The 26,992-nt window shown below is 71.3% G+C and carries 25 protein-coding genes; 14 read left to right on the forward strand and 11 right to left on the reverse strand.

Annotated elements, in window-relative coordinates:
* Positions 1-10: 10 nt before the first annotated feature.
* The 3 genes from ABZ027_RS22115 to ABZ027_RS22125 are packed head-to-tail and all read right to left on the reverse strand — an operon-like array spanning position 11 to position 3,325.
* Positions 11-973 carry a sugar ABC transporter permease gene (locus ABZ027_RS22115; RefSeq protein WP_356770862.1) on the reverse strand — a complete coding sequence of 321 codons (963 nt, stop codon included), beginning with the start codon at positions 971-973 and terminating at the stop codon, positions 11-13.
* The gene (locus ABZ027_RS22120) at positions 973-2,259 is read right to left on the reverse strand and encodes an extracellular solute-binding protein (protein WP_356770864.1); all 1,287 of its coding nucleotides are present in this window, start codon (positions 2,257-2,259) and stop codon (positions 973-975) included. The genes ABZ027_RS22115 and ABZ027_RS22120 overlap by 1 nt, the downstream gene beginning before the upstream one ends.
* 46 nt (positions 2,260-2,305) lie before the next feature.
* Positions 2,306-3,325 carry a carbohydrate kinase family protein gene (locus tag ABZ027_RS22125; protein WP_356770866.1) on the reverse strand — a complete coding sequence of 340 codons (1,020 nt, stop codon included), beginning with the start codon at positions 3,323-3,325 and terminating at the stop codon, positions 2,306-2,308.
* A 140-nt stretch (positions 3,326-3,465) separates the two neighbouring features.
* On the opposite strand from ABZ027_RS22125, the gene ABZ027_RS22130 reads away from it, so the two are divergent.
* The 5 genes from ABZ027_RS22130 (at position 3,466) to ABZ027_RS22150 (ending at position 10,679) form a co-directional block, all read left to right on the forward strand.
* Positions 3,466-4,242, forward strand: a complete 777-nt coding sequence (locus ABZ027_RS22130; RefSeq protein ID WP_356770868.1) for a DeoR/GlpR family DNA-binding transcription regulator — start codon at positions 3,466-3,468, stop codon at positions 4,240-4,242.
* The gene (locus ABZ027_RS22135) at positions 4,239-5,576 is read left to right on the forward strand and encodes a 6-phospho-beta-glucosidase (RefSeq protein ID WP_356770870.1); all 1,338 of its coding nucleotides are present in this window, start codon (positions 4,239-4,241) and stop codon (positions 5,574-5,576) included. The genes ABZ027_RS22130 and ABZ027_RS22135 overlap by 4 nt, the downstream gene beginning before the upstream one ends.
* Before the next feature lie 72 nt (positions 5,577-5,648).
* A complete protein-coding gene (locus tag ABZ027_RS22140) occupies positions 5,649-8,705 on the forward strand; it encodes a glycoside hydrolase family 38 C-terminal domain-containing protein (RefSeq protein WP_356770872.1) in 3,057 nt (1,018 codons plus the stop codon).
* A gap of 109 nt (positions 8,706-8,814) precedes the next feature.
* Complete coding sequence (locus tag ABZ027_RS22145) at positions 8,815-10,065, forward strand: alpha-L-fucosidase (protein ID WP_356770874.1); 1,251 nt, start codon at positions 8,815-8,817, stop codon at positions 10,063-10,065.
* Positions 10,066-10,157: 92 nt separating this feature from the next.
* On the forward strand, positions 10,158-10,679 hold the full coding sequence (locus ABZ027_RS22150) for a cupin domain-containing protein (RefSeq protein WP_356770876.1): 522 nt from the start codon (positions 10,158-10,160) through the stop codon (positions 10,677-10,679).
* A gap of 44 nt (positions 10,680-10,723) precedes the next feature.
* On the opposite strand, the gene ABZ027_RS22155 is transcribed toward ABZ027_RS22150, so the two are convergent.
* Complete coding sequence (locus ABZ027_RS22155; RefSeq protein WP_356770878.1) at positions 10,724-11,902, reverse strand: ATP-grasp domain-containing protein; 1,179 nt, start codon at positions 11,900-11,902, stop codon at positions 10,724-10,726.
* A 407-nt stretch (positions 11,903-12,309) separates the two neighbouring features.
* Here ABZ027_RS22155 and ABZ027_RS22160 point away from each other — a divergent pair, with 407 nt between their 5' ends.
* Entirely contained in the window at positions 12,310-13,170 is an 861-nt protein-coding gene (locus ABZ027_RS22160) for a metallophosphoesterase (RefSeq protein WP_356770880.1), read from the forward strand.
* Positions 13,167-13,847 (forward strand): 4'-phosphopantetheinyl transferase superfamily protein, encoded by a 681-nt coding sequence (locus ABZ027_RS22165; protein ID WP_356770882.1) that lies wholly within the window; start codon positions 13,167-13,169, stop codon positions 13,845-13,847. The genes ABZ027_RS22160 and ABZ027_RS22165 overlap by 4 nt, the downstream gene beginning before the upstream one ends.
* 35 nt (positions 13,848-13,882) lie before the next feature.
* Here the strand turns inward: ABZ027_RS22165 and ABZ027_RS22170 are convergent, their stop codons facing one another.
* A complete protein-coding gene (locus ABZ027_RS22170) occupies positions 13,883-14,122 on the reverse strand; it encodes a hypothetical protein (protein WP_356770884.1) in 240 nt (79 codons plus the stop codon).
* Between the two features lie 192 nt (positions 14,123-14,314).
* Positions 14,315-14,965: a helix-turn-helix transcriptional regulator gene (locus ABZ027_RS22175; RefSeq protein ID WP_356770885.1), complete on the reverse strand. Its 651-nt coding sequence runs from the start codon at positions 14,963-14,965 to the stop codon at positions 14,315-14,317.
* A 224-nt stretch (positions 14,966-15,189) separates the two neighbouring features.
* On the opposite strand from ABZ027_RS22175, the gene ABZ027_RS22180 reads away from it, so the two are divergent.
* The 7 genes from ABZ027_RS22180 to ABZ027_RS22210 all read left to right on the forward strand — a co-directional run bounded on the left by ABZ027_RS22180 (position 15,190) and on the right by ABZ027_RS22210 (position 21,645).
* Complete coding sequence (locus ABZ027_RS22180; RefSeq protein WP_356770887.1) at positions 15,190-15,861, forward strand: hypothetical protein; 672 nt, start codon at positions 15,190-15,192, stop codon at positions 15,859-15,861.
* A 134-nt stretch (positions 15,862-15,995) separates the two neighbouring features.
* Positions 15,996-17,147: an FAD-binding oxidoreductase gene (locus ABZ027_RS22185; protein ID WP_356770889.1), complete on the forward strand. Its 1,152-nt coding sequence runs from the start codon at positions 15,996-15,998 to the stop codon at positions 17,145-17,147.
* Entirely contained in the window at positions 17,144-17,446 is a 303-nt protein-coding gene (locus tag ABZ027_RS22190; RefSeq protein WP_356770891.1) for a (2Fe-2S)-binding protein, read from the forward strand. Before ABZ027_RS22185 ends, ABZ027_RS22190 begins: the two co-directional genes overlap by 4 nt.
* Positions 17,439-18,854: an FAD-dependent oxidoreductase gene (locus ABZ027_RS22195; protein ID WP_356770893.1), complete on the forward strand. Its 1,416-nt coding sequence runs from the start codon at positions 17,439-17,441 to the stop codon at positions 18,852-18,854. Before ABZ027_RS22190 ends, ABZ027_RS22195 begins: the two co-directional genes overlap by 8 nt.
* A 31-nt stretch (positions 18,855-18,885) precedes the next feature.
* Positions 18,886-19,782 (forward strand): dihydrodipicolinate synthase family protein, encoded by an 897-nt coding sequence (locus ABZ027_RS22200; protein ID WP_356770895.1) that lies wholly within the window; start codon positions 18,886-18,888, stop codon positions 19,780-19,782.
* A 63-nt stretch (positions 19,783-19,845) separates the two neighbouring features.
* On the forward strand, positions 19,846-20,847 hold the full coding sequence (locus ABZ027_RS22205; protein ID WP_356770897.1) for a proline racemase family protein: 1,002 nt from the start codon (positions 19,846-19,848) through the stop codon (positions 20,845-20,847).
* Positions 20,848-20,913: 66 nt separating this feature from the next.
* A complete protein-coding gene (locus ABZ027_RS22210) occupies positions 20,914-21,645 on the forward strand; it encodes a GntR family transcriptional regulator (protein WP_356770899.1) in 732 nt (243 codons plus the stop codon).
* 19 nt (positions 21,646-21,664) lie between these two features.
* Here the strand turns inward: ABZ027_RS22210 and ABZ027_RS22215 are convergent, their stop codons facing one another.
* The 5 genes from ABZ027_RS22215 to ABZ027_RS22235 form a co-directional block, all read right to left on the reverse strand.
* Positions 21,665-22,600: a PDR/VanB family oxidoreductase gene (locus ABZ027_RS22215; RefSeq protein ID WP_356770901.1), complete on the reverse strand. Its 936-nt coding sequence runs from the start codon at positions 22,598-22,600 to the stop codon at positions 21,665-21,667.
* Positions 22,597-22,779: a hypothetical protein gene (locus ABZ027_RS22220; RefSeq protein WP_356770903.1), complete on the reverse strand. Its 183-nt coding sequence runs from the start codon at positions 22,777-22,779 to the stop codon at positions 22,597-22,599. The genes ABZ027_RS22215 and ABZ027_RS22220 overlap by 4 nt, the downstream gene beginning before the upstream one ends.
* Positions 22,776-23,843 (reverse strand): aromatic ring-hydroxylating dioxygenase subunit alpha, encoded by a 1,068-nt coding sequence (locus ABZ027_RS22225; RefSeq protein ID WP_356770905.1) that lies wholly within the window; start codon positions 23,841-23,843, stop codon positions 22,776-22,778. The genes ABZ027_RS22220 and ABZ027_RS22225 overlap by 4 nt, the downstream gene beginning before the upstream one ends.
* Positions 23,844-23,945: 102 nt before the next feature.
* Positions 23,946-25,475: an APC family permease gene (locus tag ABZ027_RS22230; protein WP_356770907.1), complete on the reverse strand. Its 1,530-nt coding sequence runs from the start codon at positions 25,473-25,475 to the stop codon at positions 23,946-23,948.
* 181 nt (positions 25,476-25,656) lie between these two features.
* Complete coding sequence (locus ABZ027_RS22235; RefSeq protein ID WP_356770909.1) at positions 25,657-26,955, reverse strand: MFS transporter; 1,299 nt, start codon at positions 26,953-26,955, stop codon at positions 25,657-25,659.
* Positions 26,956-26,992: the final 37 nt, after the last annotated feature.

Here is a 26,992-nt window from a genome sequence, read left to right on the forward strand (position 1 = left end):
CCCGGCCTCCCTAGTCTTCGTCCCGGCGCTGCACCAGGCGCCAGTTGATGATCGAGAAGATGACGACGACGAGGAAGATGCCCCACGCCACAGCGGCGCCGTAGCCGAAGTCGTTGTTGTCGAAGGTCTGCTGGAAGAAGTAGAGGACCATCGTCCGGCCCGCGTGGCCGGGACCGCCGGAGAACGTCGAGTCGTTCGAGGTGTTCTGCAGCAGCACCTGCGCCTCGGTGAAGCTCTGCAGTCCGGTGACCGTGGAGACGACGAGCACGAACAGCAGGGTCGGCCGCAGCATGGGCAGCGTGATCCGGAAGAACGTCTGCACGGGCCCGGCGCCGTCCACCCGCGCCGCCTCGTACAGCTCGCTCGGGATGGTCTGCAGACCCGCGAGGAAGATGATCGCGTTGTAGCCGACCCACTGCCAGGTCATCAGTGTGGCAATGGCGACCTTGATGCCCCACGGCGTGTTCAGCCAGGCCACCTGGTCCAGGCCGACGGCTCGCAACAGGGCGTTCACCAGGCCGAAGTTGGTGGAGAACACCGAGCCGAACACGATCGCGATCGCCACCACCGAGGTGACGTTCGGCAGGAAGTAGGCGAAGCGGTAGACGTTCTTGAACCGGACCGCCGAGTTGAGCAGCACGGCCGTGATCATCGCCAGGAAGATCATGGGGAAGGTGGCCAGCGCCCAGATGATGATCGTGTTGCCGATCGAGCTCCAGAAGTCGCTGTCGCTCACCAGGTACCGGTACTGCGACAGGCCCGCCCACTCCATCGAGCCGAGGCCGTCCCAGCGGTGGAAGGACAGGTAGAGCGAGAAGCCGACGGGAATCAGGCCGAAGGCGAGGAACAGCAGATAGAACGGTGAGATCGCGGCATACAGGTGCCAGTACTTGCGCCATCCCTTCTTCGGCCGCGTGGCGGGCGGGGCCGCCACCGCCACGGGGGGCCTCTCCAGCGCGGGGACGGTGGCCATCAGTAGCTCACCCCCAGGTGCTGCGCGATCCGCCGGCACTTGCTCATGGCGTCACTCCAGGCCTTCTTCGGGTCCTTTCCGAGGACGCCGACGTTCTTGATCTCGTCCTTGATGGGCTGCCCGAGCGCCACGTCGAACGGGCTGTTGTAGGCGACCGCGATCTTCTGCGCGGCGGGCCCGAAGACGTCCGTGGTCACCTGGCCGCCGAAGAAGGGGTCGGGCTCGCGCAGTTGTTTCATGCCGTACGAGGCGGGGGTGGACGGGAAGAGGCCGGCGTCGACGTAACCCTGGGCCTGGTTGGAGGCGTTGAGCATCCACGCGATGATCTCGAAGGCACGCTCGGGCTCCCGGCACGCCTTGGTGACCGACAGGAACGAACCACCGTTGTTGGCGGGCCGCACAGGCATGTCGGCCACCCGCCACCTGCCCTTGGTCTTCGGCACGCCGTTCTTCAGGTCGTAGGTCGCCCACGAAGCGCCCAGCTGGCTGGGCAATTTGCCGGACTCCACCGCCGAGAGCTGGTCCGGGGTGCCGGTGACCAGGTTGGAGACCAGCCCCCGCCGCTTGGCCTCCACGGCCAGTGCCCAGGCGTCGCGTACGTGCTCCTGGTCGCCGATGAAGACGCGGTCCTTGTCGACGTAGCGCTTGCTGCCCTGCTGCACCACGTTCTCGAAGACACTGTTGACGTCGGTGAGCAGGGAGGTCCCCGGAACGCGCTGCTTGAGCCGCTCACCCGCCGCGAAGAACTTGTCCCAGGTGTCCAGCTCCCGGGACACGTCGGCGGGCTCGTACGGCAGCCCCGCCTTGCGGAAGACCTCGTACTGGTAGAGGTGCGCGACCGGACCGCAGTCGATCGGGAAACCGATCATGGAGCCGTCGTCGGCGATGCCCTGTTGCCACTTCCACGGCAGGTACTGGCTCTTGTACTTGTCCGCGCCGAGGGTCCGCAGGTCCACGAACTGGTCCGCGTTGGGCAGGTAGGACGCCATGTCCTCGCCCTTGAGGCCCGCGATGTCGGGGACGTGGGCGCGGCCGGCCATCGTGGTGATCAGCTTGGACCGGTAGTAGCCGCCGATCTTGACGGCCTTGAGGTCGACCGTGCTGTCGTAACGGGCCTTGGCCTTGCTGATGGCCGTGTCGCCGAGGCCGCCGTCCCAGTACCACAGGACCATGGTGCGGCCGGTCGAACCGGTCGGGACGGCACAGCCGGACGCCAGACCGCCGAGCGCTGTGGCGGCCGTACCGGCCAGGCCCGCGCGCAGCAGTCCTCTACGTGAGAGCCGCAAAGCTCCCACCGCCTTTCGGATCTGTCAGTACTTCGCTTGTGGGGGGTCAGTGATGAGGGGCGGGCGGGGTGACGGGGGCGTGTCGCACCGGAGGACCGGGGTCCGCCGGCAGCCGCTCCGCCAGGAAGCCGTACGCCCGCTTGAGTTCGGGGTCGGTCAGGGCGCGCCACCAGCGGTCGACGCCGTACCAGCCGGGGGCCGCGAGGGCGCCGCCGTGATGGCGTACGGACAGTCCGGCCGCCAGGACCGCGAAACGCAGCCGCTCCTCCAGCGGCCAGCCGCCGAGCGAGGCAGCCACGAAGCTCGCGCCGAACACGTCCCCGGCGCCCGTCGCGTCCAGGACGTCCACGGCGAGCGCCGGCACGTCCGCGTACTCGCCGGTCGTCTGGTCGACCGCGACCGCGCCGTCCCCGCCGCGGGTGACCACGGCCACCGGGACCAGTTCGGCGAGGGTGCCGAGGGCCGCGACCGCGCTGTCGGTGCGGGTGTAGGCCATCGCCTCGGTCTCGTTGGGAAGGAAGGCGTGGCACAGCGCGAGCTGGTCCAGAAGAGCGGGCGACCACTCCTGGGTCGGGTCCCAGCCGACGTCGGCGTAGATCCGGGTGCCGTTCGCGGCGGCCTTGGCGAGCCAGCCGGGCGGTTCGGCCTCCAGGTGCACGAGGGCCGTGCGCGCCGCGGGCGGGTCGCCCATCAGAGTGTCCTGCGAGTACGGCGGCTCCTGGCCGTGGGTGACGAGGGCCCGGTCGTGACCGTGCGCCAGCGCGACCGTGACCGGCGTGTGCCAGCCGTCCGCGACCCGGGAGAGCGTGAGGTCGACGCCCTCCTGGCCGGCCAGGACCTCCTGGCAGTACGCGCCGTAGAAGTCGTCGCCGAAGACCGTGGCCAGGGATGTCCTGAGGCCGAAGCGGGAGGCGGCGACGGCCAGGTTGGCGATGCCGCCCGGGCCGCAGCCCATGCCGGCTGTCCAGATCTCCTCGCCGGGTGTCGGCGGCTTGCCCAGACCGGTGAGGACGAGGTCGTAGAAGAGCAGCCCGGTCAGCAGCACCTCGGGCCGGTCGTCATCCACGTGAAAGGTCCTCTCATCCGGAGAGCTCGTCAAAACTCTTCATTTCGTGACCGGAATCGTGCGACGATCCGCGAGCTTGGTCAATACCTGAGCAGAACTGAGCATAGAAATGATTGAAGATGACGAGTAGTGTTCACGTCGTGCTGGCAGAACGACGACATCAACTCATCCTCCGGGCCCTGCGCTCCGGTGGCCCCGCGGCCGTGACCGATCTCTCCGAGCAGCTGGGCGTGAGCCCCGCCACGATCAGGCGTGACCTGGTCAAACTCGAGGACGACGGCATGCTGACGCGGGTGCACGGCGGCGCCGTGGCCGATGAGGGCGACCAGCCCTTCGCCGAGGTCGCCGAGGTGCGCGTGGCGGAGAAGGACGCCATAGCCGCGCGGGCCGCCGCCATGGTCGCGGACGGTCAGTCGGTGCTGCTCGACATCGGCACCACCGCCTACCGCCTGGCCCGGCAGCTGCACGGCCGCAGGCTCACCGTGATCACCAGCAACCTGGTGGTCTACGAGGAGCTGGCGGACGACGAGGGCATCGAGCTGGTGCTGCTCGGCGGCATGGTCCGGCGCGAGTACCGGTCCCTGGTCGGCTTCCTCACCGAGGACAACCTGCGCCAGCTGCACGCCGACTGGCTCTTCCTCGGCACCAGTGGCGTGCGCCCCGGTGGGCAGGTGATGGACACGACCGTCGTCGAGGTCCCGGTGAAACGGGCCATGATCAAGGCCAGTGAGAAGGTCGTCCTGCTCGCCGACTCGGCGAAGTTCCCGGGCACCGGCATGGCGAAGGTGTGCGGTCCCGAGGACCTGGACGCGGTGGTGACGAACGCGCCGGTGAACCCGGCGACGCTGGCCTCCTTCGAGGAGGCGGGCGTCGACGTGGTGCCGGCAGGCAAGAACGGAAAGGCGGACGCGGCGTGAAGCTGACGATTCTGGGTGGTGGCGGGTTCCGGGTGCCGCTCGTGTACGGGGCCCTCCTCGGGGACCGCGCCGAGGGCCGCGTCACCCATGTCGTGCTGCACGACCTGGATGCCCGCAGGCTGTCCGCGGTGACCCGGGTGCTGGCCGAGCAGGCCGCCGGGGTGCCCGACGCGCCCGAGGTGAGCGCCACGACCGACCTCGACGAGGCACTGCGCGGCGCCGACTTCGTCTTCTCCGCGATCCGCGTCGGCGGCCTCAAGGGCCGGGCGAACGACGAGCGGGTGGCGCTGGACCAGGGCGTCCTCGGGCAGGAGACGGTCGGCGCGGGCGGCATCGCCTACGGTCTGCGGACCGTTCCGGTCGCCGTCGACATCGCCCGGCGGGTGGCCCGGGTGGCCCCGGACGCCTGGGTCATCAACTTCACCAACCCGGCCGGCCTGGTCACCGAGGCCATGTCCCGCCACCTCGGCGACCGGGTCATCGGCATCTGCGACTCGCCGGTCGGCCTCGGCCGCCGTATCGCCCGGGTCCTGGGCGCCGACCCCCGCGAGGCCTGGATCGACTACGTCGGCCTCAACCACCTCGGCTGGGTGCGCGGCCTGCGGGTGGCCGGCCGGGACGAGCTGCCGCGTCTGCTCGCCGACACCGACCTGCTCGGCTCCTTCGAGGAGGGCAAGCTCTTCGGCGTCGACTGGCTCCAGTCCCTCGGCGCGATCCCCAACGAGTACCTGCACTACTACTACTTCAACCGGGAAGCGGTCCGGGCCTACCAGCAGGCCGAGAAGACCCGCGGCGCGTTCCTGGCCGACCAGCAGGCCCGCTTCTACCAGGAGATGGAGCGCCCCGACGCGGCCGCCCTGACCGCCTGGGACCGCACCCGGGCCGAGCGCGAGGCCACCTACATGGCCGAGAACCGGGAGACGGCCGGCGCCGGCGAGCGCGACGCCGACGACCTCTCCGGCGGCTACGAGAAGGTGGCCCTCGCCCTGATGCGGGCCATCGCCCGCGACGAGCGCACGACCCTGATCCTCAACGTCCGCAACCAGGGCACCCTCTCGGTGCTCGACCAGGACGCCGTCATCGAGGTCCCCTGCCTGGTCGACGCCAACGGTGCCCACCCGGTCGCCGTCGCCCCGCTCCCCGACCACGCCACCGGCCTGGTCTGCTCGGTCAAGGGCGTCGAACGCGAGGTGCTGGCCGCGGCCGAGTCGGGCTCCCGTGCGACGGCGGTGAAGGCGTTCGCGCTGCATCCGCTGGTCGACTCGGTCAATGTGGCCCGCAGGCTGGTGGAGGGCTACACAGACGTCCACCCTGGCCTGGCGTACCTTGTGTAGACGCGCCTGGTAAGCGCTTTCTGGCCTTCGGGCACTCCCCCCTCCCTGGCTTCCTGTTTCCTGGAGATCTTCATGCACGACGAACGCCGCCGGATCGAGGAGCGCGTCGAGCGCGTCCACACCCAGCGCATCAAGCCCGCGATCTACGCGGCCACCGTCCCCTTCGAGGTCGAGGCCTGGCAGGCGCCGGGCGAGCCGGTCCCCTTCGAGGAGGCCGCCGCCGCGACCTACGCTCCCTTCGCGATGGACACCCCCTGGGGCCCGCCGTGGGGCACGACCTGGTTCCGGATGCGCGGCCAGGTGCCGGCCGAGTGGGCCGGACGGCGCGTCGAGGCCGTCATCGACCTCGGGTTCGTGGGCGACTGGCCGGGCAACCAGGCCGAGGCGCTGGTCCACCTCACCGACGGGACCCCGCTCAAGGCGGTCAACCCGCTCAACCAGTACGTACCGATCGCCAACCCGGCGACGGGCGGCGAGACGGTCGACTACCTGGTCGAGGCCGCCTCCAACCCGGACATCCTCGCCGACAACTTCTCCAAGACCACCCACCTCGGTGACGTCCTGACCGCCGGCGACAAACCGCTGTACACCTTCCAGCGCGCCGACATCGCCGTCCTGGACGAGCAGGTCTGGCACCTCGACCTGGACCTTCAGGTGCTGCGCGAACTCATGGTCCACCTCGGCGAGCACGAACCGCGCCGCCACGAGATCATGCACGCCCTCGACCGGGCCATGGACACCCTGGACCTGGACGACGTCTCCGGCAGCGCCGCCGCCGTCCGCGAGGTGCTCGCCCCCGTCCTGGCCCGGCCCGCGCACGCCAGCGCCCACACCGTCTCCGGTGTCGGCCACGCGCACATCGACTCCGCCTGGCTGTGGCCGATCCGCGAGACCAAGCGCAAGACGTCCCGCACCTTCTCCAACGTGACGTCCCTGGCCGACGAGTACGACGACTTCATCTTCGCCTGCTCCCAGGCCCAGCAGTACGAGTGGGTGCGCGACAACTACCCCAAGGTGTGGGCCCGCATCCAGGACGCGGTCAAGAAGGGTCAGTGGGCGCCCGTCGGCGGCCAGTGGGTCGAGGCCGACGGCAACCTGCCCGGCGGCGAGGCCATGGCCCGCCAGCTCATCCACGGCAAGCGGTTCTTCATCGAGCACTTCGGCGTCGAGACCAAGGGCGTCTGGCTGCCCGACTCCTTCGGCTACACCGCCGCCTACCCGCAGCTCGCCAAGCTCGCCGGCAACGACTGGTTCCTCACCCAGAAGATCTCCTGGAACCAGACCAACAAGTTCCCCCACCACACCTTCTGGTGGGAGGGCATCGACGGCACCCGCATCTTCACCCACTTCCCGCCCGTCGACACCTACAACGCCCGCTTCAGCGGCGAGGAGATGGACCGCGCGGTCCGCAACTACTCGGAGAAGGGCGGCGGTACCCGCTCGCTGGCGCCCTTCGGCTGGGGAGACGGCGGCGGCGGCCCCACCCGCGAGATCATGGAACGCGCGCGCAGGCTCGCCGACCTGGAGGGCTCGCCCAAGGTCGTCGTGGAACACCCCGACGACTTCTTCAAGGCCGCCCGCGAGGAGTACCCGGACGCCCCCGTCTGGAACGGCGAGCTCTACCTGGAGCTGCACCGCGCCACCTACACCTCCCAGGCCCGCACCAAGCAGGGCAACCGGCGCAGCGAACACAAGCTCCGCGAGGCCGAGTTGTGGGCGACCACGGCCGCGCTGCACGCGCCGGGCTACGCGTACCCGTACGAGAAGCTCGACCGGCTGTGGAAGACGGTCCTGCTGCACCAGTTCCACGACATCCTGCCCGGCTCGTCGATCGCCTGGGTGCACCGTGAGGCGGAGGCCGAATACGCCCGGGTGGCCGAGGAGTTGGAGGCGCTGACCGCCGAGGCGGTCGCCGCGCTGGGCGCCGGAGGCCCCCGCGTGCTCAACACCAGCCCCTACGACCGCTCCGACGTGGTCCGCACCGCCGACGGCACACCGGCGTACGTGGAGGTACCCGCGAGCGGCAGCGCGCCGCTGACCGACGCCCAGCCCCCACAGCCGGTGAAGGCCGCGGGCCGGACCCTCGACAACGGCCTGGTCCGGGTCGAGGTCGCCGCGGACGGCACACTGGCGTCCGTACGCGATCTGCGGGCCGACCGCGAAGTCCTCGCCGGGCCGGGCAACCTGCTCCGCCTGCACACCGACCTCCCGAACTACTGGGACGCCTGGGACATCGACAAGCACTACAAGAACCGCTACACGGACCTGCTGGAAGCGGAGTCGGTGGCCGTCGTCGAGGAGGACCCCCTGCTCGGCGCGATCCGCGTGACGCGCTCCTTCGGCAAGGGCTCGACGATCACCCAGACCATCACCCTGCGCGCCGGCAGCCCCAGGATCGACTTCGACACCGAGATCGACTGGCACGAGGCCGAGAAGATCCTCAAGGCCGGCTTCCCGGTGGACGTCCGCGCCGCGCACTCCTCCGCGGAGATCCAGTTCGGCCACGTCCAGCGCCCCACCCACACCAACACCAGCTGGGAGGCGGCCCGCTTCGAGGTCTCCGGGCACCGCTGGGTGCACGTCGGCGAGCCCGGCTACGGCGTCGCGGTCATCAACGACTCGACGTACGGCCACGACGTGACCCGCACGGTCCGCGAGGACGGCGGTACGACCACCACGGTCGCGCTCAGTCTGGTGCGCGCCCCGCGCATCCCGGACCCCGAGGCCGACCAGGGGGCGCACCGCTTCACGTACTCCCTGCTCCCCGGCGCGAGCATCGAGGACGCGGTCGCCGAGGGCTACGCCCTGAACCTGCCGCTGCGGGTGGCGGACACCGCGGGCACCCCCGAGCCGGTCGTCTCCGTGGACGGCGAGGGCGTGACCGTCGAGGCGGTCAAGCTCGCCGACGACGAGTCCGGCGACGTGGTCGTCCGCCTCTACGAGTCCCGCGGTGGCCGCGGCCAGGGCGTGCTGCGCACCGGGTTCCCGCTGGCCGGCGCCCAGGTCACCGACCTGCTCGAACGCCCGCTGGAGAGCGCTGAGGTCGGCACCGACGGCACGGTCGCGGTGACACTGCGCCCGTTCCAGGTGCTGACGCTCCGCCTGGAGCGCGGCACCACCGGCCGCTAGCACCGGCACCCGGGGGCGGGCGCCCGCCGCGCCCGCCCCCGGGGACCCCTCATGTTCCCCAAGTCCCCTGGTTCCGCCGAGTGACCTTGTCCTGTAGAGGAGTTCAGCCGTGTCCATGCAGCCGTGGTTCACCGACGCCAAGTTGGGGATCTTCGTCCACTGGGGGATCTACGCCGTCGACGGCGTCCAGGAGTCCTGGTCGTTCTACGACGACATCGTCCCGCACGACCAGTACATGTCCCAGCTCGACCGCTTCACCGGCGCCCGCTACGACCCCAGGGCATGGGCCGACCTGTTCGCCCGGGCCGGCGCCCGGTACGCCGTCCTCACCAGCCGCCACCACGACGGCGTCGCCCTGTGGGACACCGCGTACGGCGACCTGAACCTGGGCCGCGACTACCTCACCGGCTACGTCGACGCCCTGCGCGAGAAGGACCTCAAGGTCGGTTTCTACTACTCGCACTCCGACTGGAACCACCCCGACTACGCCTCCACCCGCAAGCCGGGCCGCCCGCCGGAGCTGGAGGACAACCGCTACTCCGAGGTCGCGGCCGAGGACGAGGACCTGGCTGCCTGGGAGCGGTTCATCGCCTACCGCGACGGCCAGATCCGTGAACTCGCCTCCCGCTACCGGCCCGACCTGATGTGGTTCGACGGGGAGTGGGACCGCAGCGAGGAACAGTGGCGCATCCCCGAGCTCGCCGCGCTCATCCGCTCCTACTCGCCCGACGTCGTCTTCAACGCCCGCATGCTCAGCGAGGGCGACTACGCCACCCCCGAACAGGGCGCCCCCATCGAACCGCCCGCCGGGCCCTGGGAGCTGTGCCTGACGATCAACGACTCGTGGGGCTACCAGCACCACGACCACAACCACAAGTCGCTCAGCCAGCTGATCCGCTACTTCACCGAGACCATCGGCGGGGGCGGAAACCTGCTGCTCGACGTCGGCCCGAGGGAGGACGGCACCATCCCCGAGCCGCAGGTCGAACGTCTCGAAGGACTGGGGGAGTGGATCCGCAAACACTCCGCGGCCGTCTACGGGACGGTCCGCGGACTGCCGGCCGGGCACCACTACGGTCCCAGCACCCTCTCCGCCGACCGCCGCACCGTCTACCTCACCCTGTACGACATCCCGCGCGCCGAGATCGGCGTACGCGGCCTGGTCACAAAGGTCCGCAAGGTCACCGTCCTCGGCACCGGCACAGAACTCGCCCACCGGGTCGTGGGCGGGCTGCACGAGGCGGTCGGAGTGCTGTGGATCGACCCGCCCGCGGCGGCGGACCTCGACCCGCACGCCACGGTGCTCGCGGTCGAACTGGACGGTGAGCTGGAGCTGTACCGGGGATCGGGCCGCTTCTGAGCGGGGACATCCCTGCCTCGCCGAATTGACCCATGATTTCGGCCCTGAAATGCCCCCTGTCACCGGTCGACCGGCTCCCTAGGGTTGTGCACATGACGACGAACAGGGAGCCAGAGACCACGATGACCGCGCCGTTCGCACCGGTCCTCACCCGGGCAGCCGGGGCCGAGACGACGAGCGACCCCAGCAGTGTGATGACGCTCCTCGCGGACTCCGACCACACCGGCGGGCGACTCACCAGCTACCGGTCGACGTTCGCCGAGGGCGCCGTCGGGGCTCCCGCCCATCTGCACACGAAGGCGTCCGAGTCGTTCTTCGTGATCGACGGAGCGCTCCAGGTGCTGGTGGGCGAGGAGATCACCGTCCTCGACGCGGGAGACTTCCTCGTCGTGCCCCCGCACACCCCGCACGCCTTCGCCGCCGCGCCCGGCCGGACGGCCGACGTGCTGTTCGTGTTCACGCCGGGCGCGGGCCGCTTCGACTATCTGCGGCTCCTGGGACGGGTGATGCGTGGCGAGGCCGATCCCCAGGAGATCAAGGACTCGGCGCAGCGTTTCGACAACCACTACGTCGACAGCCCGGTGTGGCGCGAGGCGCTCGCCACCCGCGGCTGACCTGCCGCTGCCCCGGCACCTCCACGGCGCCGGGGCGGCGCAAGCTAGTGCCGTGGCAGGGGTGACGAGGGGCGGGCGCCGCCCGCCGCGGCCTCCAGGCGCAGCGCGCCGGTGGCCTCGGTCCTGACCGCGGAGTCGAGTGGGGCGGGCTCGATCGGCGCCCGCTCCACCGGCGGGGGCGAAGACTGCTGCGGAATGGACACCGGGCGCAACGGCCGTGGCCCTGACACCACCGTGTAGTCCTGCCCCAGGAACGGCGGAGCCATCTCGCCCGGGTCCTCGCCGAGCGCCAACTGCACCGCGGCCCAAGGGACGTTGACCCCGCACAGGGACAGCTGGTGCAGACCGCCGGCCGGGCGGGTGTTGACGTCCATCAGGACCGGCGTGTCGCCGAACATCCGGAACTGGATGTTGGACAGGTAGTGCAGCCCGAAGCCCTCCGCGATCTGTCGCGCGGGCTCCAGCCACTGCTCGGCGAGCGTGAACCCGCGCCGGCGGCCGTTCTTGGTGCGGCCGATGGCCAGCCGGATCCGGTTGTCGGGTCCGGTCAGGCAGTCGACCGACACCTCCGGCTGCTCCAGGCGCGGCATGACCAGCCAGTCCACCGGCTCGTCCGCCTGCTTCAGCGCTCCCAGCACCAGGTCGAGCGAGACGTACGGACTCGGGAAGCCGTTGAGTTGCTCGAGCGAGAAGGGGGTGCGCGTGATGACCCGGAAACCCACCCCGCCCGCGCCGGACGCGGGCTTGAAGCAGGCCTTGTGCCCGCCGGCCTCCAACTCCTCGACGGCCGCGACCAGTTCGTCCGCCGACCGGGCCCGCCACCAGGGCGGCACCGGCACCCCGATCGCCTGGACGGCCTCGTAGGCGATCACCTTGTCGTGGAAGACGGCCACGCCCTCCGGCGGCGGGGCGAGCAGCGCCGTCCCGGCCGCCTCGAACTCGGCGCGGTGCGCAACGATCGCCGACTGGTGCAGCCGGGGCACGAACACGTCGATGCCGCGTCGCACGCACTGGTCCAGCGCGTACTCCACGTACCCGGCCGGGGACAGGCCCTCCGGCTCCAGGTCGGCGGTGTCGGCGGCGGCCAGGACGGGGGAGTCGGCGTCGCCGTGAGTCGCATGGATCTCGACGGCACGGTCGCTGGGATTTCTCCGCAGCTGATCCATGAAGAACACGTTCTCCGCGTACGTGCGGTTGAGCCAGACGCGTACGCGAGAGACCATGCAGGCCGCCTTTCAAGGTTCGCGGGCACGGCGAAGCAGGCCGTGCCCGGCCAGGGTGTTTGGAGGTACACCAAACCGCCCCCGTGCGAAGGGGGGTGTGCGGTGGTGTTGGGGCGATCATACGGGTTCCGAAGGGGCGCGCGTGCAACGCGCGTGTTACGGATTACCCGATCATGCCGACTCCGGCCCTGCCGAGCGGGCAACACCGCTGGTACGCGGCGTGCGGAGCACCGCGGCACGAGGTGTGGGTCGCGGACACGAGGACCGCGGGCGGGCGGCTGGACCACGGACCGGCGTGCCGCCGGACGTCTCGCCGGACCCGCCGGTGGGCAGCCCGAGTCGCCCTTGTTCTCGGGCCCGCGGATATGCTCTCGTGGTCACATTCGGGAGCCCGGAGGAGGCGAGAGGTGACGTCGACGGTCGGCGGTGCCGGACAGCTGCTGGCCATCAGTGACCTGCACATCGGCTACGAGGAGAACCGCGCGCTGGTCGAACGCATGCGGCCGGAGACCGACGACGACTGGCTGCTGGTGGCAGGCGACGTCGCGGAGACCGTGGCCGACATCCGCTGGGCGCTGAAGACGCTCGCGGGCCGCTTCCGCAAGGTCGTCTGGGTCCCCGGCAACCACGAACTGTGGACCCACCCCAAGGACACCGTCACCCTGCGCGGAGTCGCCCGCTACGACCACCTCGTCGACGTCTGCCGGGAACTCGGCGTGACCACACCCGAGGATCCCTACCCCATCTGGAACGGCCCCGGTGGTCCGGTCGCCGTGGCCCCGCTCTTCCTGCTCTACGACTACACCTTCCTGCCGGCCGGCTGCTCGACCAAGGACGAGGGACTGGAGTACGCGCACTCCACCGGGATCGTCTGCACCGACGAGGCCCTCCTGCACCCCGACCCCTACCCGACCCGGGAGGCCTGGTGCCGGGCCCGGGTCGCCGAGACCGAACGCCGGCTCGCCGCGTTGCCCGACCACCTGCCCGCCGTCCTCGTCAACCACTACCCGCTGGACCGGCACCCCACGGACGTCCTGTGGCACCCCGAGTTCGCCATGTGGTGCGGCACCCGGCTCACCGCCGACTGGCACCGCAGGTTCCGCGTCGAGACCATGGTCTACGGCCATCTGCACATCCCCCGCACCACCTGGCACGAGGGCGTCCGCTTCGAGGAGGTGTCGGTGGGCTACCCCCGCGAGTGGCGCAAACGCTCCGAACCCCCGGGTCGGCTGCGCCGTATCGCCCCGAGGGAGACCGCGGCGCCGTGATCGCTGAACTGCTGCCCGGCTCGGTGGTGACCGTGGAGGCGTACGGCCACGACGAGCCCGCGACCACAGGGCTGTACCCCGAGGAAGAGGCCGTCGTGGCAAAGGCGGTCCGCAAGCGGCGCCGCGAGTTCGCCGTCGTGCGCTCCTGCGCCCGCCGGGCCATGGAGAAGCTCGGCGTGCCGCCCCAGCCCGTCCTGCCCGGGGAGCGCGGCGCCCCGCAGTGGCCCGCCGGGCTGGCCGGCAGCATGACCCACTGCGACGGATACGGCGCCGCCGCCCTGGTCCGCGTCACCGACCTGGCCTCCCTCGGCATCGACGCCGAACCCGACGGGCCGCTCCCGGACGGCGTCCTGGGCGCCGTGGCGCTGCCCGCCGAACGGGAGCGCCTGCTCCGACTCGCCCAGGACCGCCCCGGGCCCCACTGGGACCGGCTCCTGTTCAGCGCCAAGGAGTCCGTCTACAAGGCGTGGTTCCCCCTCACCGGGCAGTGGCTCGACTTCTCCGAGGCCGACATCGAGATCGACGTCGACCCCGGCGAGCGGCTCCATGGCTCCTTCCGCGCCGAACTCCTCGTACCCGGGCCGGTGGTGGGCGGCCGACGGCTCGGGCACTTCGACGGCCGCTGGGCCGTCGGGCGCGGACTGGTGGCGACGGCCGTCACCGTGCCGCACGGCTGACGTACGGCACGACGCGCGTCCCGGGCCCGTTACGGCTACCGCTGCGGTGGGCACCAGGTGTGCAGCAGCCGGAAGAACTCCTCCTCATTGCCCGTCAGTCCCGCCTCGGCCAGGGCCTGTTCCGCCTCGGCGAGCACGGCGGGCGGGACGACGGGTGGTCGGCCGGAGTCCGGCGGGCCGGGCGCCACGTCGAACGCGGCCCGCACCGTGTGCAGCAGCCGCAGATAGGCCTGGACGGCGGCGCGCTCGCGGTCGGTCAGTACGGCGGTGTGCATCGGGCGGCTCTCCCCAGGTCGACTGCGTCGGTCACGCCGCACACGGCGGCGCACTTCCAGCTTGCCGCCCGCCACTGACAATCCGGCCCCGCCGCACGCCGGTTCGCCCGCATAGCGCAGGCCCGAGGGCACCCACATCCCCGGCGGGAACATCCCTCCGGGCTGAAGTGGAGGGCCACGGCCGCCCCCGGATCAGGACTCGGGACGCTTGACGCTCTCCAGGAGCATGTCCAGCCACTCCGCGACCTTGTCACGGTGCTGGTCGGTGGGCAGCTGAGCGGCCCGCCAGGCGATCCCGCGGACACCGTGGTCCTGCAGCAGCCGTTCCAGCGGGTCGTCGAGCGCCGCGGCCGCCTCCCGTTCGGCGAGCCTCTGCAGGAGTTCCTGCTCGGTGCGCTGGAGGGCACCGGCGAGCGCCTCGGGGTCCTCGGCCGTGAGGAAACCCGCGTGCACCCGGAAGAAACGCTGGATGGCGTCGCAGTGCTCCATCGTGGGGCGCCGGTCGCCGTTGATGAGCGCTCCGGCCTGCTGCCGGGACATCCCCGCGCCGTCGGCTATCTCCTGCTGGGTGTACTTGCGCCCGGTGGGCTTGAGCCGGGTGCGCCGCAGCAGGTCCAGCCGTTGCAGGAACCGGGCCTGCACATCGGGCTCACCGGCGGGGCGGCCGCTCAGCAGGGCCCTGACCACGGGTTCCGGCACACCGGAGGCGACGGACAGCGCACCGGGGCCGAAGATCTCCGTGTGCGGCACGCCGAGCCGGTCGGCCAGTGCGGTGACTCGGCCGACGACGGCCGACAGCACAGTCGACGCCGCGTCGCCGGGACCCTCGAAGCCGATCGACACCGACAGATCTCCTAGGTCTCTCACAGGCTTCTCACAAGCGGATGCCGTGAACTTCCCGGAGACTAGCCGGTAGTTCGAACTCACATCCAGGTCTCGCCACAACTGTGGCCAATTTCTGCCGTCAACCAGCATGAAATGCCACGATAGTTGACACCGCTCGCGTCGGGGAAGCAGGATCAAGGGCGCCGCGTGAAGGCCGCAGAGGCAAGAGGGGTGACCTCCCGATGGCATATCAGGCAGGTGGGCAGCGGTCCGTACCGCGGTCCGTCCCCGAAGGGCCTGAGGCCCGTACGTATCTCCAGGACTACGCCACCCTCCTGGAAGCCGTCACGTTCCCGTCCGTCGTCCTCGACCACCGCTGGGACGTCGTGCTCGCGAACACCGCATTCGCGTCACTTTTCCGTGGCGTGGGTCCGCACCCGACGGCCATGCCGGGCGACAACTTCCTCAGGTTCGTCCTCTTCCATCCCGACGCCGGCACCGTCCTCGCCGACCACGAGTCGCGCTGGTGCCTGCCGGCGCTGGCACACTTCGCCAGCGCCGTGGAGCGGCACGGCCACGACCACGCGCTGGAGTCCATCCGCCGCGAGATCGCCCAGGACCCGATCATGGACGCCGCCTACCGGCACGGCCTGCCGCACTGGATCCGCGCGGTCGGCGAGCAGGCCGTCGAGCACGACGGCGCCATCCGCCCGCTGGTGCACCCCGACCCGCGCTGGGGCGCCACCGACTGCCGCATCGTCGACGAGACCCCGAGGGCCCTGCGGGACCTGGGCTACACCCGGCTGACGCTGGTGCTGCGCCCCGCGCGCCGTCCGGCTCCCGCGACACGACGGACGGCGCGTCCGCGGCGTACGGCGGGACACCTCAGCGTGGTGCCCGCCCCCGAGGCCTGACAGGCACCGCCGGCGTTCAGGTCGCCGACGGCGCCTCGTCAGCCCAGCACCGGGCCCACCGGGGCCGGTTCAGCCCACATCTTCCCTAGGGAGAGGACATTCCCCGACAGTGCGACATGTGACATAGTACTGACGTGAGCAAGCGACTGACCTGCGATGTCGTGGTCGTCGGAGCCGGAATGGTGGGCGCGGCCTGCGCCCTGTACGCGGCTCGCGCGGGTCTCGACGTCGTCCTGGTGGACCGCGGCCCGGTCGCCGGCGGGACGACCGGCGCGGGTGAGGGCAACCTCCTGGTCTCCGACAAGGAGCCCGGCCCCGAGCTGGACCTCGCGCTGCTGTCCGGCCGCCTGTGGCACCACATCGCCGAGGAATTCGGTGAGTTCATCGAGTACGAGGCCAAGGGCGGCGTCGTGGTGGCCTCCTCGCCCGGCGGACTCGCCGCGCTGGAGCGGTTCGCCGCCGGGCAGCGCGCCGCCGGAGTCGTCGCCGAACCGGTCACCGGCGACGCGCTGTACGCCCTCGAACCCCACCTGGCCCCCGGCCTGCCGGGCGGCGTCCACTACCCCCAGGACCGCCAGGTGATGCCCGCCCTGGCCGCCGCCCACCTGGTACGCGCCTCGACAGCCCGCCTGCTCACCGGCCGGACCGTGACCCAGGTGCTGCGCACGCCCAACGGCGCGGTGAGCGGAGTGCGCACCGACGGGGGCGACATCCACGCCCCGGCGGTCGTCAACGCGGCCGGAACCTGGGGCGCCGAACTGGCCGCCCTCGCCGGGACCCACCTGCCCGTCCTCCCGCGCCGCGGCTTCGTCCTGGTCACCGAACCCCTGCCCCGCCTGGTCCACCACAAGGTGTACGCCGCCGACTACGTGGCCAACGTGGCCAGCGACTCGGCCGCGCTGCAGACCTCGCCGGTCGTCGAGGGCACCGCCGCCGGGCCCGTCCTGATCGGCGCCAGCCGCGAACGGGTCGGCTTCGACCGGACGTTCTCGCTGCCGGCCGTGCGGGCGCTGGCGGCGGGCGCCACCCGGCTCTTCCCCTTCCTCGCCGACGTCCGCGCGACGCGTGCCTACCTCGGCTTCCGCCCGTACCTGCCCGACCATCTGCCCGCCATCGGTCCCGACCCGCGCGTCCCCGGGCTGCACCACGCCTGCGGGCACGAGGGCGCGGGCATCGGCCTGGCCACCGGTACCGGGCACCTTCTCGCCCAGGCGCTGACCGGGCGTACCACCGAGCTGGACCTGGCTCCCTTCCGCCCGGACCGCTTCACCGAGGAGGTCGCGTGAGCTCGCCCCTGGACCTGGCCGGCGCCCGGCCGGGCCCCGCCTTCACGGTCACCCTGGACGGACGCGAGATCCAGGCGCTGCCCGGTCAGACTGTCGCCGCCGCGCTCTGGCAGGCCGGGGTCACCTCCTGGCGCACCACCCGGCTCGCGGGCCGCCCGCGCGGGATCTTCTGCGGGATCGGCGTCTGCTTCGACTGCCTGGTGACGGTCAACGACCGTCCGAACCAACGCGCCTGCCTGGTGCCATTGCACCCGGGTGACGCGATCCGCACCCAGGAAGGGACCGGGCACGATGACTGAACGACCGCTCCTCGCGGTGATCGGCGCGGGCCCCGCGGGCCTCGCCGCCACCGTCGCCGCGGCGGCCCTCGGGGTCCGGGTCACCCTCCTGGACTCCGCAGCACGGGCGGGCGGGCAGTTCTTCCGGCAGCCCGCCGCCGAACTGCGGGCCACTCGCCCGCAGGCCCTGCACCATCAGTGGCGGACGTGGGAAAGGCTGCGGGACGCGTTGGACGCGCACCTGGTGGCGGGCACCGTCCGGCATCTGACGGACCATCATGTCTGGCTGGTGGAGCGGCGGACCACCCAGGGCGACGAGGGCTTCACCGTGCACGCCCTGCTCGGACCCGAGCAGGAGGAGCCCGTCGAGGTACGCGCCGACGCCGTCCTGCTGGCGACCGGCGGCTACGAGAAGGTGCTGCCCTTTCCCGGCTGGACACTCCCCGGTGTCCTCACCGCGGGCGGCGCCCAGGCCATGCTCAAGGGCACCCTCGCGGTGTCCGGACGCACCGCCGTCGTCGCCGGGACCGGACCGCTGCTGCTGCCCGTGGCGACCGGACTCGCCGCGGCCGGGGTCCGGGTGGCCGCGCTCGTCGAATCCGCCGACCCGAAGGCCTTCGTACGACACTCCCGCGCACTGGCCGCGCGGCCCGACAAGGCCGCCGAAGGCGCCCGGTACGCGGCCCGGCTGCTGGGGCACCGGGTGCGCACCCTCGTCCACCACACCGTCGTCGAGGCACACGGCTCCGAGCGGCTGGAGGCGGTGACCGTCGCCGCGCTCGACGCCACGGGACGGGTGCGGCCCGGCACCGGGCGCCGTATCCCCTGCGACACCCTCGCCGTCGGCCACGGCATGCTCCCGCACACCGACCTCGCCGAGACCCTGGGCTGCCGTCTCGACGGGCTGAACGTCCAGGTCGACGACGAGCAGCGCACCGACGTACCCGGTGTCTGGGCGGCGGGCGAGACCACCGGCATCGGAGGCGCGGCTCTCTCCCTCGCCGAGGGGCACATCGCGGGCCGCTCCGCCGCGGCCCGCCTGCACGGCACCGCACCCGACCCCCGCGCATGGACGACGGCCGCGAAGTCCCGTACCCGACTGCGGGAGTTCGCCGCCGCGCTGGACGGTGTGTACGCGCCGCCCGCCCACTGGAGTGACCAGGTCACCGACGACACCGTCGTGTGCCGCTGCGAGGAGGTCACCGGCGGCGCGGTCCGCGACGCCGTCACCGAACTGGGCGCCGGCGACCTGCGGACCGTGAAGCTGCTGACGCGGGCCGGGATGGGCTGGTGCCAGGGCCGGGTCTGCGGGCCCGCGGTCGCGGGACTCGCCGGATGCGCGCTCACCCCGTCCCGGCGGCCGTTCGCCCGCCCGGTGCCCCTGGGGGTGCTGGCCCACGCCGGGGAGCCCGAGGACGACCTTCAGTAAAATGTCACACCCTAGTGAGAGGGAACCTCAGATGACCGCCACCGACATCCGCCCCTGGCGCGGCGTCCTCGTCGCCACCGCCCTCCCGCTGCGCGACGACCTCTCCGTCGACCACGACGCCTACGCCGAGCACTGCGCCTGGCTGATCGAGAACGGCTGCGACGGGGTCGTGCCGAACGGCTCACTCGGCGAGTACCAGGTACTCACCCCCGAGGAGCGGGCCAAGGTCGTCGAGACGGCCGTGGCGGCCGTCGGCGGCGCACGGGTGATGCCCGGCGTCGCCGCCTACGGGTCCGCCGAGGCCCGCCGCTGGGCCGAACAGGCCCGCGACGCGGGCTGCCGGTCCGTGATGCTGCTGCCGCCCAACGCCTACCGTGCCGACGAGCGGTCGGTGCTGGCGCACTACGCGGCGGTCGCCGAGGCCGGCGTGCCGATCGTGGCGTACAACAATCCCATCGACACCAAGGTCGACCTGGTGCCGGAACTGCTCGCCCGGCTGCACGGCGAGGGCTACATCCACGCGGTCAAGGAGTTCTCCGGGGACGTCCGTCGCGCCTACCGGCTGGCTGAACTCGCCCCGGAACTGGACCTGTTGATCGGCGCCGACGACGTCCTGCTGGAGCTCGCCATCGCGGGCGCCAAGGGCTGGGTGGCCGGCTACCCGAACGCGCTGCCCGCCGCGAGCGTGGCGTTGTACCGCGCGGCCACCGAGGGCGACCTCGGCACCGCCAAGAAGCTGTACGAGCAGCTGCATCCCCTCCTGCGCTGGGACTCCCAGGTCGAGTTCGTGCAGGCCATCAAGTTGTCCATGGACATCGTGGGCCGGCCCGGCGGCCCCGTGCGCCCGCCCCGCGTCCCGCTGGCGCCGGACCAGGAGAGCGCCGTCCGCGCCGCCACCGAGAAGGCCGTCGCCGCGGGACTGACCTGAGCCGGACCGCCCGACTCAGCCGAGCCGTCCCTCGCCTCGTCGTCCCGGACCATCAGGAGCGTCATGCGCAGCAAACTCGTCCTGCACGCCGTCGACTCGCACACCGAGGGCATGCCCACCCGGGTCGTCACCGGCGGCATCGGCACGATCCCCGGCGCGACCATGAACGAGCGGCGCCTCCACTTCCGCGCGCACCGCGACGACATCACGCAGCTGTTGATGAACGAGCCACGCGGGCACTCGGCGATGAGCGGCGCCATCCTCCAGCCGCCGACCCGCCCCGACTGCGACTGGGGTGTCGTCTACATCGAGGTCTCCGGCTATCTGCCGATGTGCGGGCACGGCACCATCGGAGTGGCGACCGTGCTGGTGGAGACCGGGATGGTCGAGGTGGTCGAGCCGGTCACCACGATCCGGCTGGACACCCCGGCCGGGCTGGTCGTCGCCGAGGTCGCGGTGACGGACGGCGCCGCCACGGCGGTCACCCTCGCCAACGTCCCCTCCTTCTCCGTCGCCCTCGACCGCAAGATCGCACTGGCCGACGGACGGACGGTGACATACGACATGGCATACGGCGGCAACTTCTACGCCATCCTGCCGCTCGAGCAGTTCGGGCTGCCCTTCGACCGTGCCCGCAAGGACGACATCCTCCAGGCCGGGCTGTCCCTCATGGCGGCGATCAACGCCGAGGAGGAGCCCGTGCATCCGGAGGACCCCACCATCCGCGGCTGCCACCACGTGCACCTGGTCGCCCCCGGCGCCACCGCCCGCCACTCGCGGCACGCGATGGCGATCCACCCCGGCTGGTTCGACCGCTCGCCGTGCGGTACGGGCACCAGCGCGCGCATGGCGCAGCTGCACGCCCGCGGTGAACTGCCCCTGCACACCGAGTTCGTGAACGAGTCCTTCATCGGCACCCGGTTCACCGGCCGGCTCCTCGGCACGACCGAGGTGGCCGGTCGCCCCGCGGTCCTGCCCAGCTTCACGGGCCGCGCCTGGATCACCGGCACCGCCCAGTACCTGCTCGACCCGAGCGACCCGTTCCCGGCGGGATTCGTCCTGTAGACCTCGACGACAATGACGGGTACCGCATGACATCGCACAGCGCGACCGCACAGCGAGGAGAACCCCATGGCCGCCCAGCGCACCAGCGCCCCCACCGCGGTTGCCCCGGCCCTGCCGTCCCTCGGCGGCAAGAAGCACAGCTACCGGGAACGGGTCGCGGACGCCCTGCGGGCCGCGCTGATCGCCGGTGAACTGCGGCCGGGGCAGGTCTACTCCGCGCCGACGCTCGCCGCCCGCTTCGGCGTCTCGGCGACGCCGGTGCGCGAGGCCATGCTGGACCTGGCCAAGGAGGGCCTGGTCGACACCGTCCCCAACAAGGGCTTCCGGGTCACCGCGGTCTCCGAGAAACAGCTCGACGAGTACACCCACATCCGCGCGCTCATCGAGATCCCCACGGTGGTGGACCTGGCGATGACGGCCGACCCGGTCTCGCTGGAGGCGCTGCGCCCCGCGGCCCGGGAGATCGTGCGGGCCGCCGTGGCCGGTGACCTCATCGCGTACGTCGAGGCCGACACCCGCTTCCACCTCGGTCTGCTCGCCCTGGCCGGCAACGCGCACCTCGTCGAGGTCGTCGGCGACCTCCGGGGGCGTTCCCGCCTCTACGGCCTCACCGCCCTCCTGGAGGCGGGGCGCCTGCTGGCCTCCGCCGAGGAACACCTGGAACTCCTGGACGCGCTGGCGGCCCGGGACGGGGACGCGGTGAGAGAGGTGATGACCCGTCACCTCGGCCACGTACGCGGTCTGTGGGCGGCCCGGCAGGTCGATCCCGGGCCGGTTCAATGGCCGGAGCAGGGGTGAGGGCGACCCGCCGCCCGCGTCACAGGTCCAGCACGAGCCGCTTGCCCCGGCAGCGGGACACGCAGATGAGCATGGTCTCGCCCGCTTCCCGTTCCTCGTCGCTGAGCACCGAGTCCCGGTGGTCCGGGGTGCCTTCGAGGACGTCCGTCTCGCAGGTCCCGCAGGTCCCCTCCGTGCAGGAGAAGAGCACCTCGACACCGGCCAGACGCACGGCGTCCAGAACCGACACGTCCGCGGGGACGCTGAGCGTCCGCCCGCTGCGGGCCAACTCGACCTCGAACTCGGTGTTCCCACCCACTACTTGGGTCTTCGGCTGGAAGCGTTCGACGTGCAGCGTCCCGGCCGGGCACCGCTGCTCCACGGCGTCCAGCAGTGCCTCGGGGCCACAGCAGTACACGAGGGTGCCCTCGGGTACGTCGTCGAGCACGGACGCGAGGTCCAGCAGCCCCGACTCGTCCTGAGGGGCGATCGTGACGCGGTCGCCGTAGCCGCCCAACTCCTCGGTGAACGCCATGGACCCGCGGGTGCGGCCGCCGTAGAGCAGGCTCCACTCGGCGCCCACCGCCTCGGCCGCGGCCAGCATCGGCAGGATGGGGGTGATGCCGATGCCGCCCGCGACGAAGCGGTAGGAGGGGGCGGGCCGCAGCGCGAAGTGGTTGCGCGGACCGCGCACCCGCACCGTGTCGCCCAGCCCCAACCGCTCGTGCACGTACGCGGATCCGCCGCGCCCGTCCGGCTCGCGCAGCACCGCGACACGCCAGGCCGCCCGGTCCGCGGGATCGCCGCACAGCGAGTACTGCCGTTCCAGGTCCGGCCCGAGGACCACGTCGACATGGGCGCCCGGCTCCCAGCCCGGAAGCTCCTCGCCCCGCGGGTGCCGCAGGGTCAGGGCGAGCACCCCGTCGGCGGCGAACTCCCGCCTCTCGACGACGAGTTCGGTCTCGTACACGCTCATGACTGATGTCCTCGTGGCTGGTGGCCTTCCGGGTGGCCGAGCATCCACTCCCACATCTCGACCGGGTCCTGGGCGGTGTGCTCGGCCCCGCAGTGGCAGGTGCCGTGCAGGACGTCGGTGCCCGGCAGCCAGTCGATGCGGTAGATCTCGCGCGGCCCTGTCGACGACAGCCCGCTCACAGCACCTTCTCCACGGGCTTGTCGCCCTCCTCGACCAGCCGGGCGAGGATGCGACGCGCGGCCAGCCCACCGGTGTCGATGTTGATGCTCAGCTCCTGGTAGCCGGACCGCTCGCTGCCGAGGGTCCGTTGCAGCAGGTTGAGCGCGTCGACGTCCTGCATGACCACCGTGTGGTTGTTGCCCCGCAGGAACTCGGTGACCTCGCTGTCCTCGGTCGCCCAGTCCCGCGAGACCATCCAGAAGTCGTACACCTTGCCGTCGGCGGAGGGCGTGATGGCGTACGTGATCTCGGTGTGGAAGCCGTTCGGGTCGCTGCCGTCCGCCTCCGGCAGCACACCGACCGGGGCGATCCGGCTGTGCAGCAGATACAGGCAGGGCGCGTGGTACTCGATGTCCTGCCACCGCGTGATCCGCCCCTCGATCCCGGTCGAGCGGGCGTAGAACGGCGGGCACTCGGCGTCGTCCATGTGCCGGCTCACCCGCACGACCCCCGCGCCCTCGTCCACCTCGGTGGTGATCGGCGTCTCGGCGACCTCGGGGGTGCCGATGTAACCACCGTGCAGATACGTCTCGTGGGACAGGTCGAGGAGGTTGTCGACGAGGAGCCCGTAGTCGGCGTCGATGGGCTCCATGCCCCGGACGGTCGTCCAGCCGGGGGAGTCGAGGTGACGGGCCCGCGGAATCGTCTGCGGGTCGGCGAGTGTCGGGTCGCCGATCCACACCCACACCAGGGAGTCCTGCTCGACGACCGGGTAGGAGGTGACCCGGGCGGTGCGCGGGATGCGCTTCTGCCCCGGCACGTACACGCACGCGCCGGTCGTGTCGTACGTGAAGCCGTGGTAGCCGCACACGATCCGGTCACCGTCCAGCCGGCTCTCGGACAACGGGTAACGGCGGTGCACACAGCGGTCGTGCAGGACGACGGGCGTCCCGTCCTCCTCGGTCCGGTAGAACACCAGCGGCTCACCCAGAATCGTCCGGCCGAGCAGCTCCTCGCGCCCTACCTCGTGACTGTAGGCGGCTACGTACCACTGGTTCCTGGCGAAGGCGGTGGTGTGCGGCATGGGCGGCGGCTCCCGTCTGTGATGGTGCTCGCATCGTCGGCGAGGGCGTCACAGGGCCGCAATGCCACTTCCGTCCCGCGGAAGGGGTTCGGTCGCCGCGGGCTACCCCTGCTTGGCGGCCGCAGTACGGGTCGGCTTGCCCAGGGCCCAGAAGAGGACGCCGAGGAGCATGAAGACGATGAGCGGTACCGCCTCCGTCAGCAGGTACTTGACGCGCTCGCCGTGACTCCAGCCGTCCGGCGCGTAGTCCGAGCTGAACCAGTGGTCACCGGCCCCCGGGGCGACCAGCTGCACGCTGGCGAACAGGACGAGCGCGGTGAGCACCACGCTGATGGCGACGGGGAAGGGCGCCCGGTACGGGCGGGGGACGTCCGGGGCCTTGCGGCGCAGGACCGCGAGCGCCGGGAAGATGCCCAGGTAGCTGACGAGAGTGGTGGAGACGGCGAGGCCGAGGACGGCGCCGAAGAGCTTGGCGGCACTGCCGTTGGTCAGTTCGTGGGCCAGGACGAGGACGACGGTGGAGACGATGCCGCTGAGGATGTTGACCCGTACCGGGGTGCCGAAGCGGCTGGAGATGACGCCGAGGAAGCGGGGCGCGGCGCCGTCGTAGCCGGAGACGGCGAGGGCGCGGTCGGAGCCCATGACCCAGGTGACGCCCGAGGACAGCACGGTGAGGATGAACATGATCGCGGCGAGGTCCCCGAGCAGGCTGCCGGCGCCGCTGAGGGTGGCGGTGCCGTCGGAGCCGACGTGGCCGCCGTAGACGGTGAAGACCTGTCGCATCGCGTCGAGGAAGCCACCGAGGCCGGTAATGGCCTTGACCGGCAGGACGAGCAGGATGCCGAGGATCGGCAGCGCGTACAGCGCGACGGCGATGGCGGCGCTGCGGAAGATGGCGAAGGGCACGTCCTTCTGGGCGTCGGTCATCTCGTCGCCGGCGGTGTTGGGCAGCTCGAAACCGACGTAGTTGAACATCAGGACGGGCACCAGGCCGACGAATCCCACGTACGTGGGGGAGAAGTCGCCGAGCCCGAATCCGTGCAGTCCGTGCTGGATGCCGTAGATCACGACGGTGAGGGTGAACAGGCCGAGGAGGAGGAAACGGCTCCAGGCGCCGATGGTGGGGATCCACTTGCCGACGTCGAAGGAGAGGATCGCGGCGAGCACGCCCACCCAGACGAAGACGAGGGTGAAGGCGTAGAAGGCCGGGGTGCTGAGGTCCTTCCCGTCGTTGAAGAAGGTGGTGTAGGCGGTGACGGCGGCGACCGAGAGGGTGCCGCCGAGCCACACCGGATTGGTGATCCAGTAAAGGAAGTTGTTGACGGCGCCCGCGAGTCGTCCGAAGGCCCGGCTGGTCCAGATGTAGGGGCCGCCCTCGTCGGGGAACGCGGCCCCGAGTTCGGCGGTGAGCAGCGCGGAGGGCACGAAGAAGACGACGGCCAGCACGATGAGCCAGGTGAACGCCTCGGCGCCGGATGAGGCCACGGTGCCGATGGTGTCCACGCCGACGATGGTGCACAGGAGGAAGAACAGGATGTCGAAACGGCCGAAGTGCTTGCGGAGTTTTTGCCGCTCCGCCTGTGCTGCTGCCGGAGTGTCGGCCGACTCGAACGCTATCTGGCCAGCGGTCACAGAGAGCTCCTGCGTGCTCGTGGTACGGGCGGTTTCCGGCCATACTCCGCCAGTGCCACAAAAACACACAAGTGTTCATGTACAAGTCTTGACCATTGCTTCTCCGCCTGATCGGGCGGCTGCCGAGGCGGCCCTGAAGCCTCGCCCTCGGGAAGGCCGTCGCGAAGGAGGGGCGATGTCCTCAGCGCCGTAGCTCTGTGTGTGCCGTCTCCGGCAGCCGCAGATACACCAGCGAGGACACCAGGCAGAGGGCGGCGACGTACCAGGGGAAGAGGCCCGCGTGGCCCATCTCCTTGAAGAGAGTGCCGAGGTACGGCGCGGTGCCGCCGAACAGGGCGACCGTCAGGGAGTAGGGGAAGCCGATGCCGGCCGCCCGCACCCGGGGCGGGAAGATCTCGGCGTTGACCGCCGCGCTGATCGACGTGAAACCGGTCAGCAGGATCATGCCGGCGCACTGCACGAGCAGCAGGACGACGAAGGAGTCGCGCAGGGAGTGCAGCAGCGGGACGCTCAGGAGGGCGAAACCGAGGCCGAAGAAGAGGAGCAGGGGGCGGCGGCCGAAGCGGTCGGAGAGCAGTCCGCCGAGCGGTTGGAGCAGCCCGAAGAAGGCGAGCGAGATCGTGCCGGCGAGCAGCGCGTCCGACTTGCTGACGCCCGCGTTGAGTTCGGCGTACGTCGGCAGGTACGACGTCCACGTGTAGTAGGCGATGGTGCCGCCCACCGTGATGCCGCAGATCAGCAGGGACTCGCGGGGATGGCGGCGCAGCGCCTCCAACAGGCCGGGGCGCGGCGCCTGTTGCTGCTCGGTGCTGCGGGTCTCCTGCGCGCCCTGCCGGATCCAGAAGCCGACCAGGCTGAGTGCGGCACCGAGGACGAACGGGATTCGCCAGCCCCAGCCGCTCATCTGACCGTCGCTCAACGTGTCCACCAGCAGGGTGGCGATCCCGGACGCGACGAGCTGCCCGGCCGTGGTCGACACGTACTGGAAGCTGGAGAACAGCCCGCGCCGGCCGGGCCCCGCCGACTCGACCAGGAAGGTCGTCGAGGCCGCGAACTCGCCGCCCACGGACAGACCCTGCAGCAGCCGCGCGAGGACCAGGACCACCGGGGCGAGGACACCCACCGCCGCGTACGTCGGCGTCAGTCCGACCAGCAGGCTGCTGCCGCCCATCAGCAGGATGGTGACGGTGAGCGCGGCGCGTCGGCCGTGCCGGTCCGCGACGGCGCCCATCAGCAGTCCGCCGACCGGCCGCATGAAGAAGCCGACCGCGAACACCGCGAACGTGGACAGCAGCGGCACCAGCGAGTTGTCCGCGCTCTTCGGGAAGACCTCGGCGGCGATGTAGGTGGCCAGGAAGGTGTAGGCGTACCAGTCGTACCACTCCACGGCGTTGCCCACGGAGGCCGCGAGGAGCTGTCGTACGGGCCGTTTCGTCGGGGTGGACGGCGACGTGTGTGTATCTGTCATGATCGCGACCATCCCCCGCTCGGGTGTCCTGACACCTCACGTACCGACG

Origin of the sequence: Streptomyces sp. NPDC006332 (assembly GCF_040612855.1) — a bacterium.
Classification (GTDB): domain Bacteria; phylum Actinomycetota; class Actinomycetes; order Streptomycetales; family Streptomycetaceae; genus Streptomyces.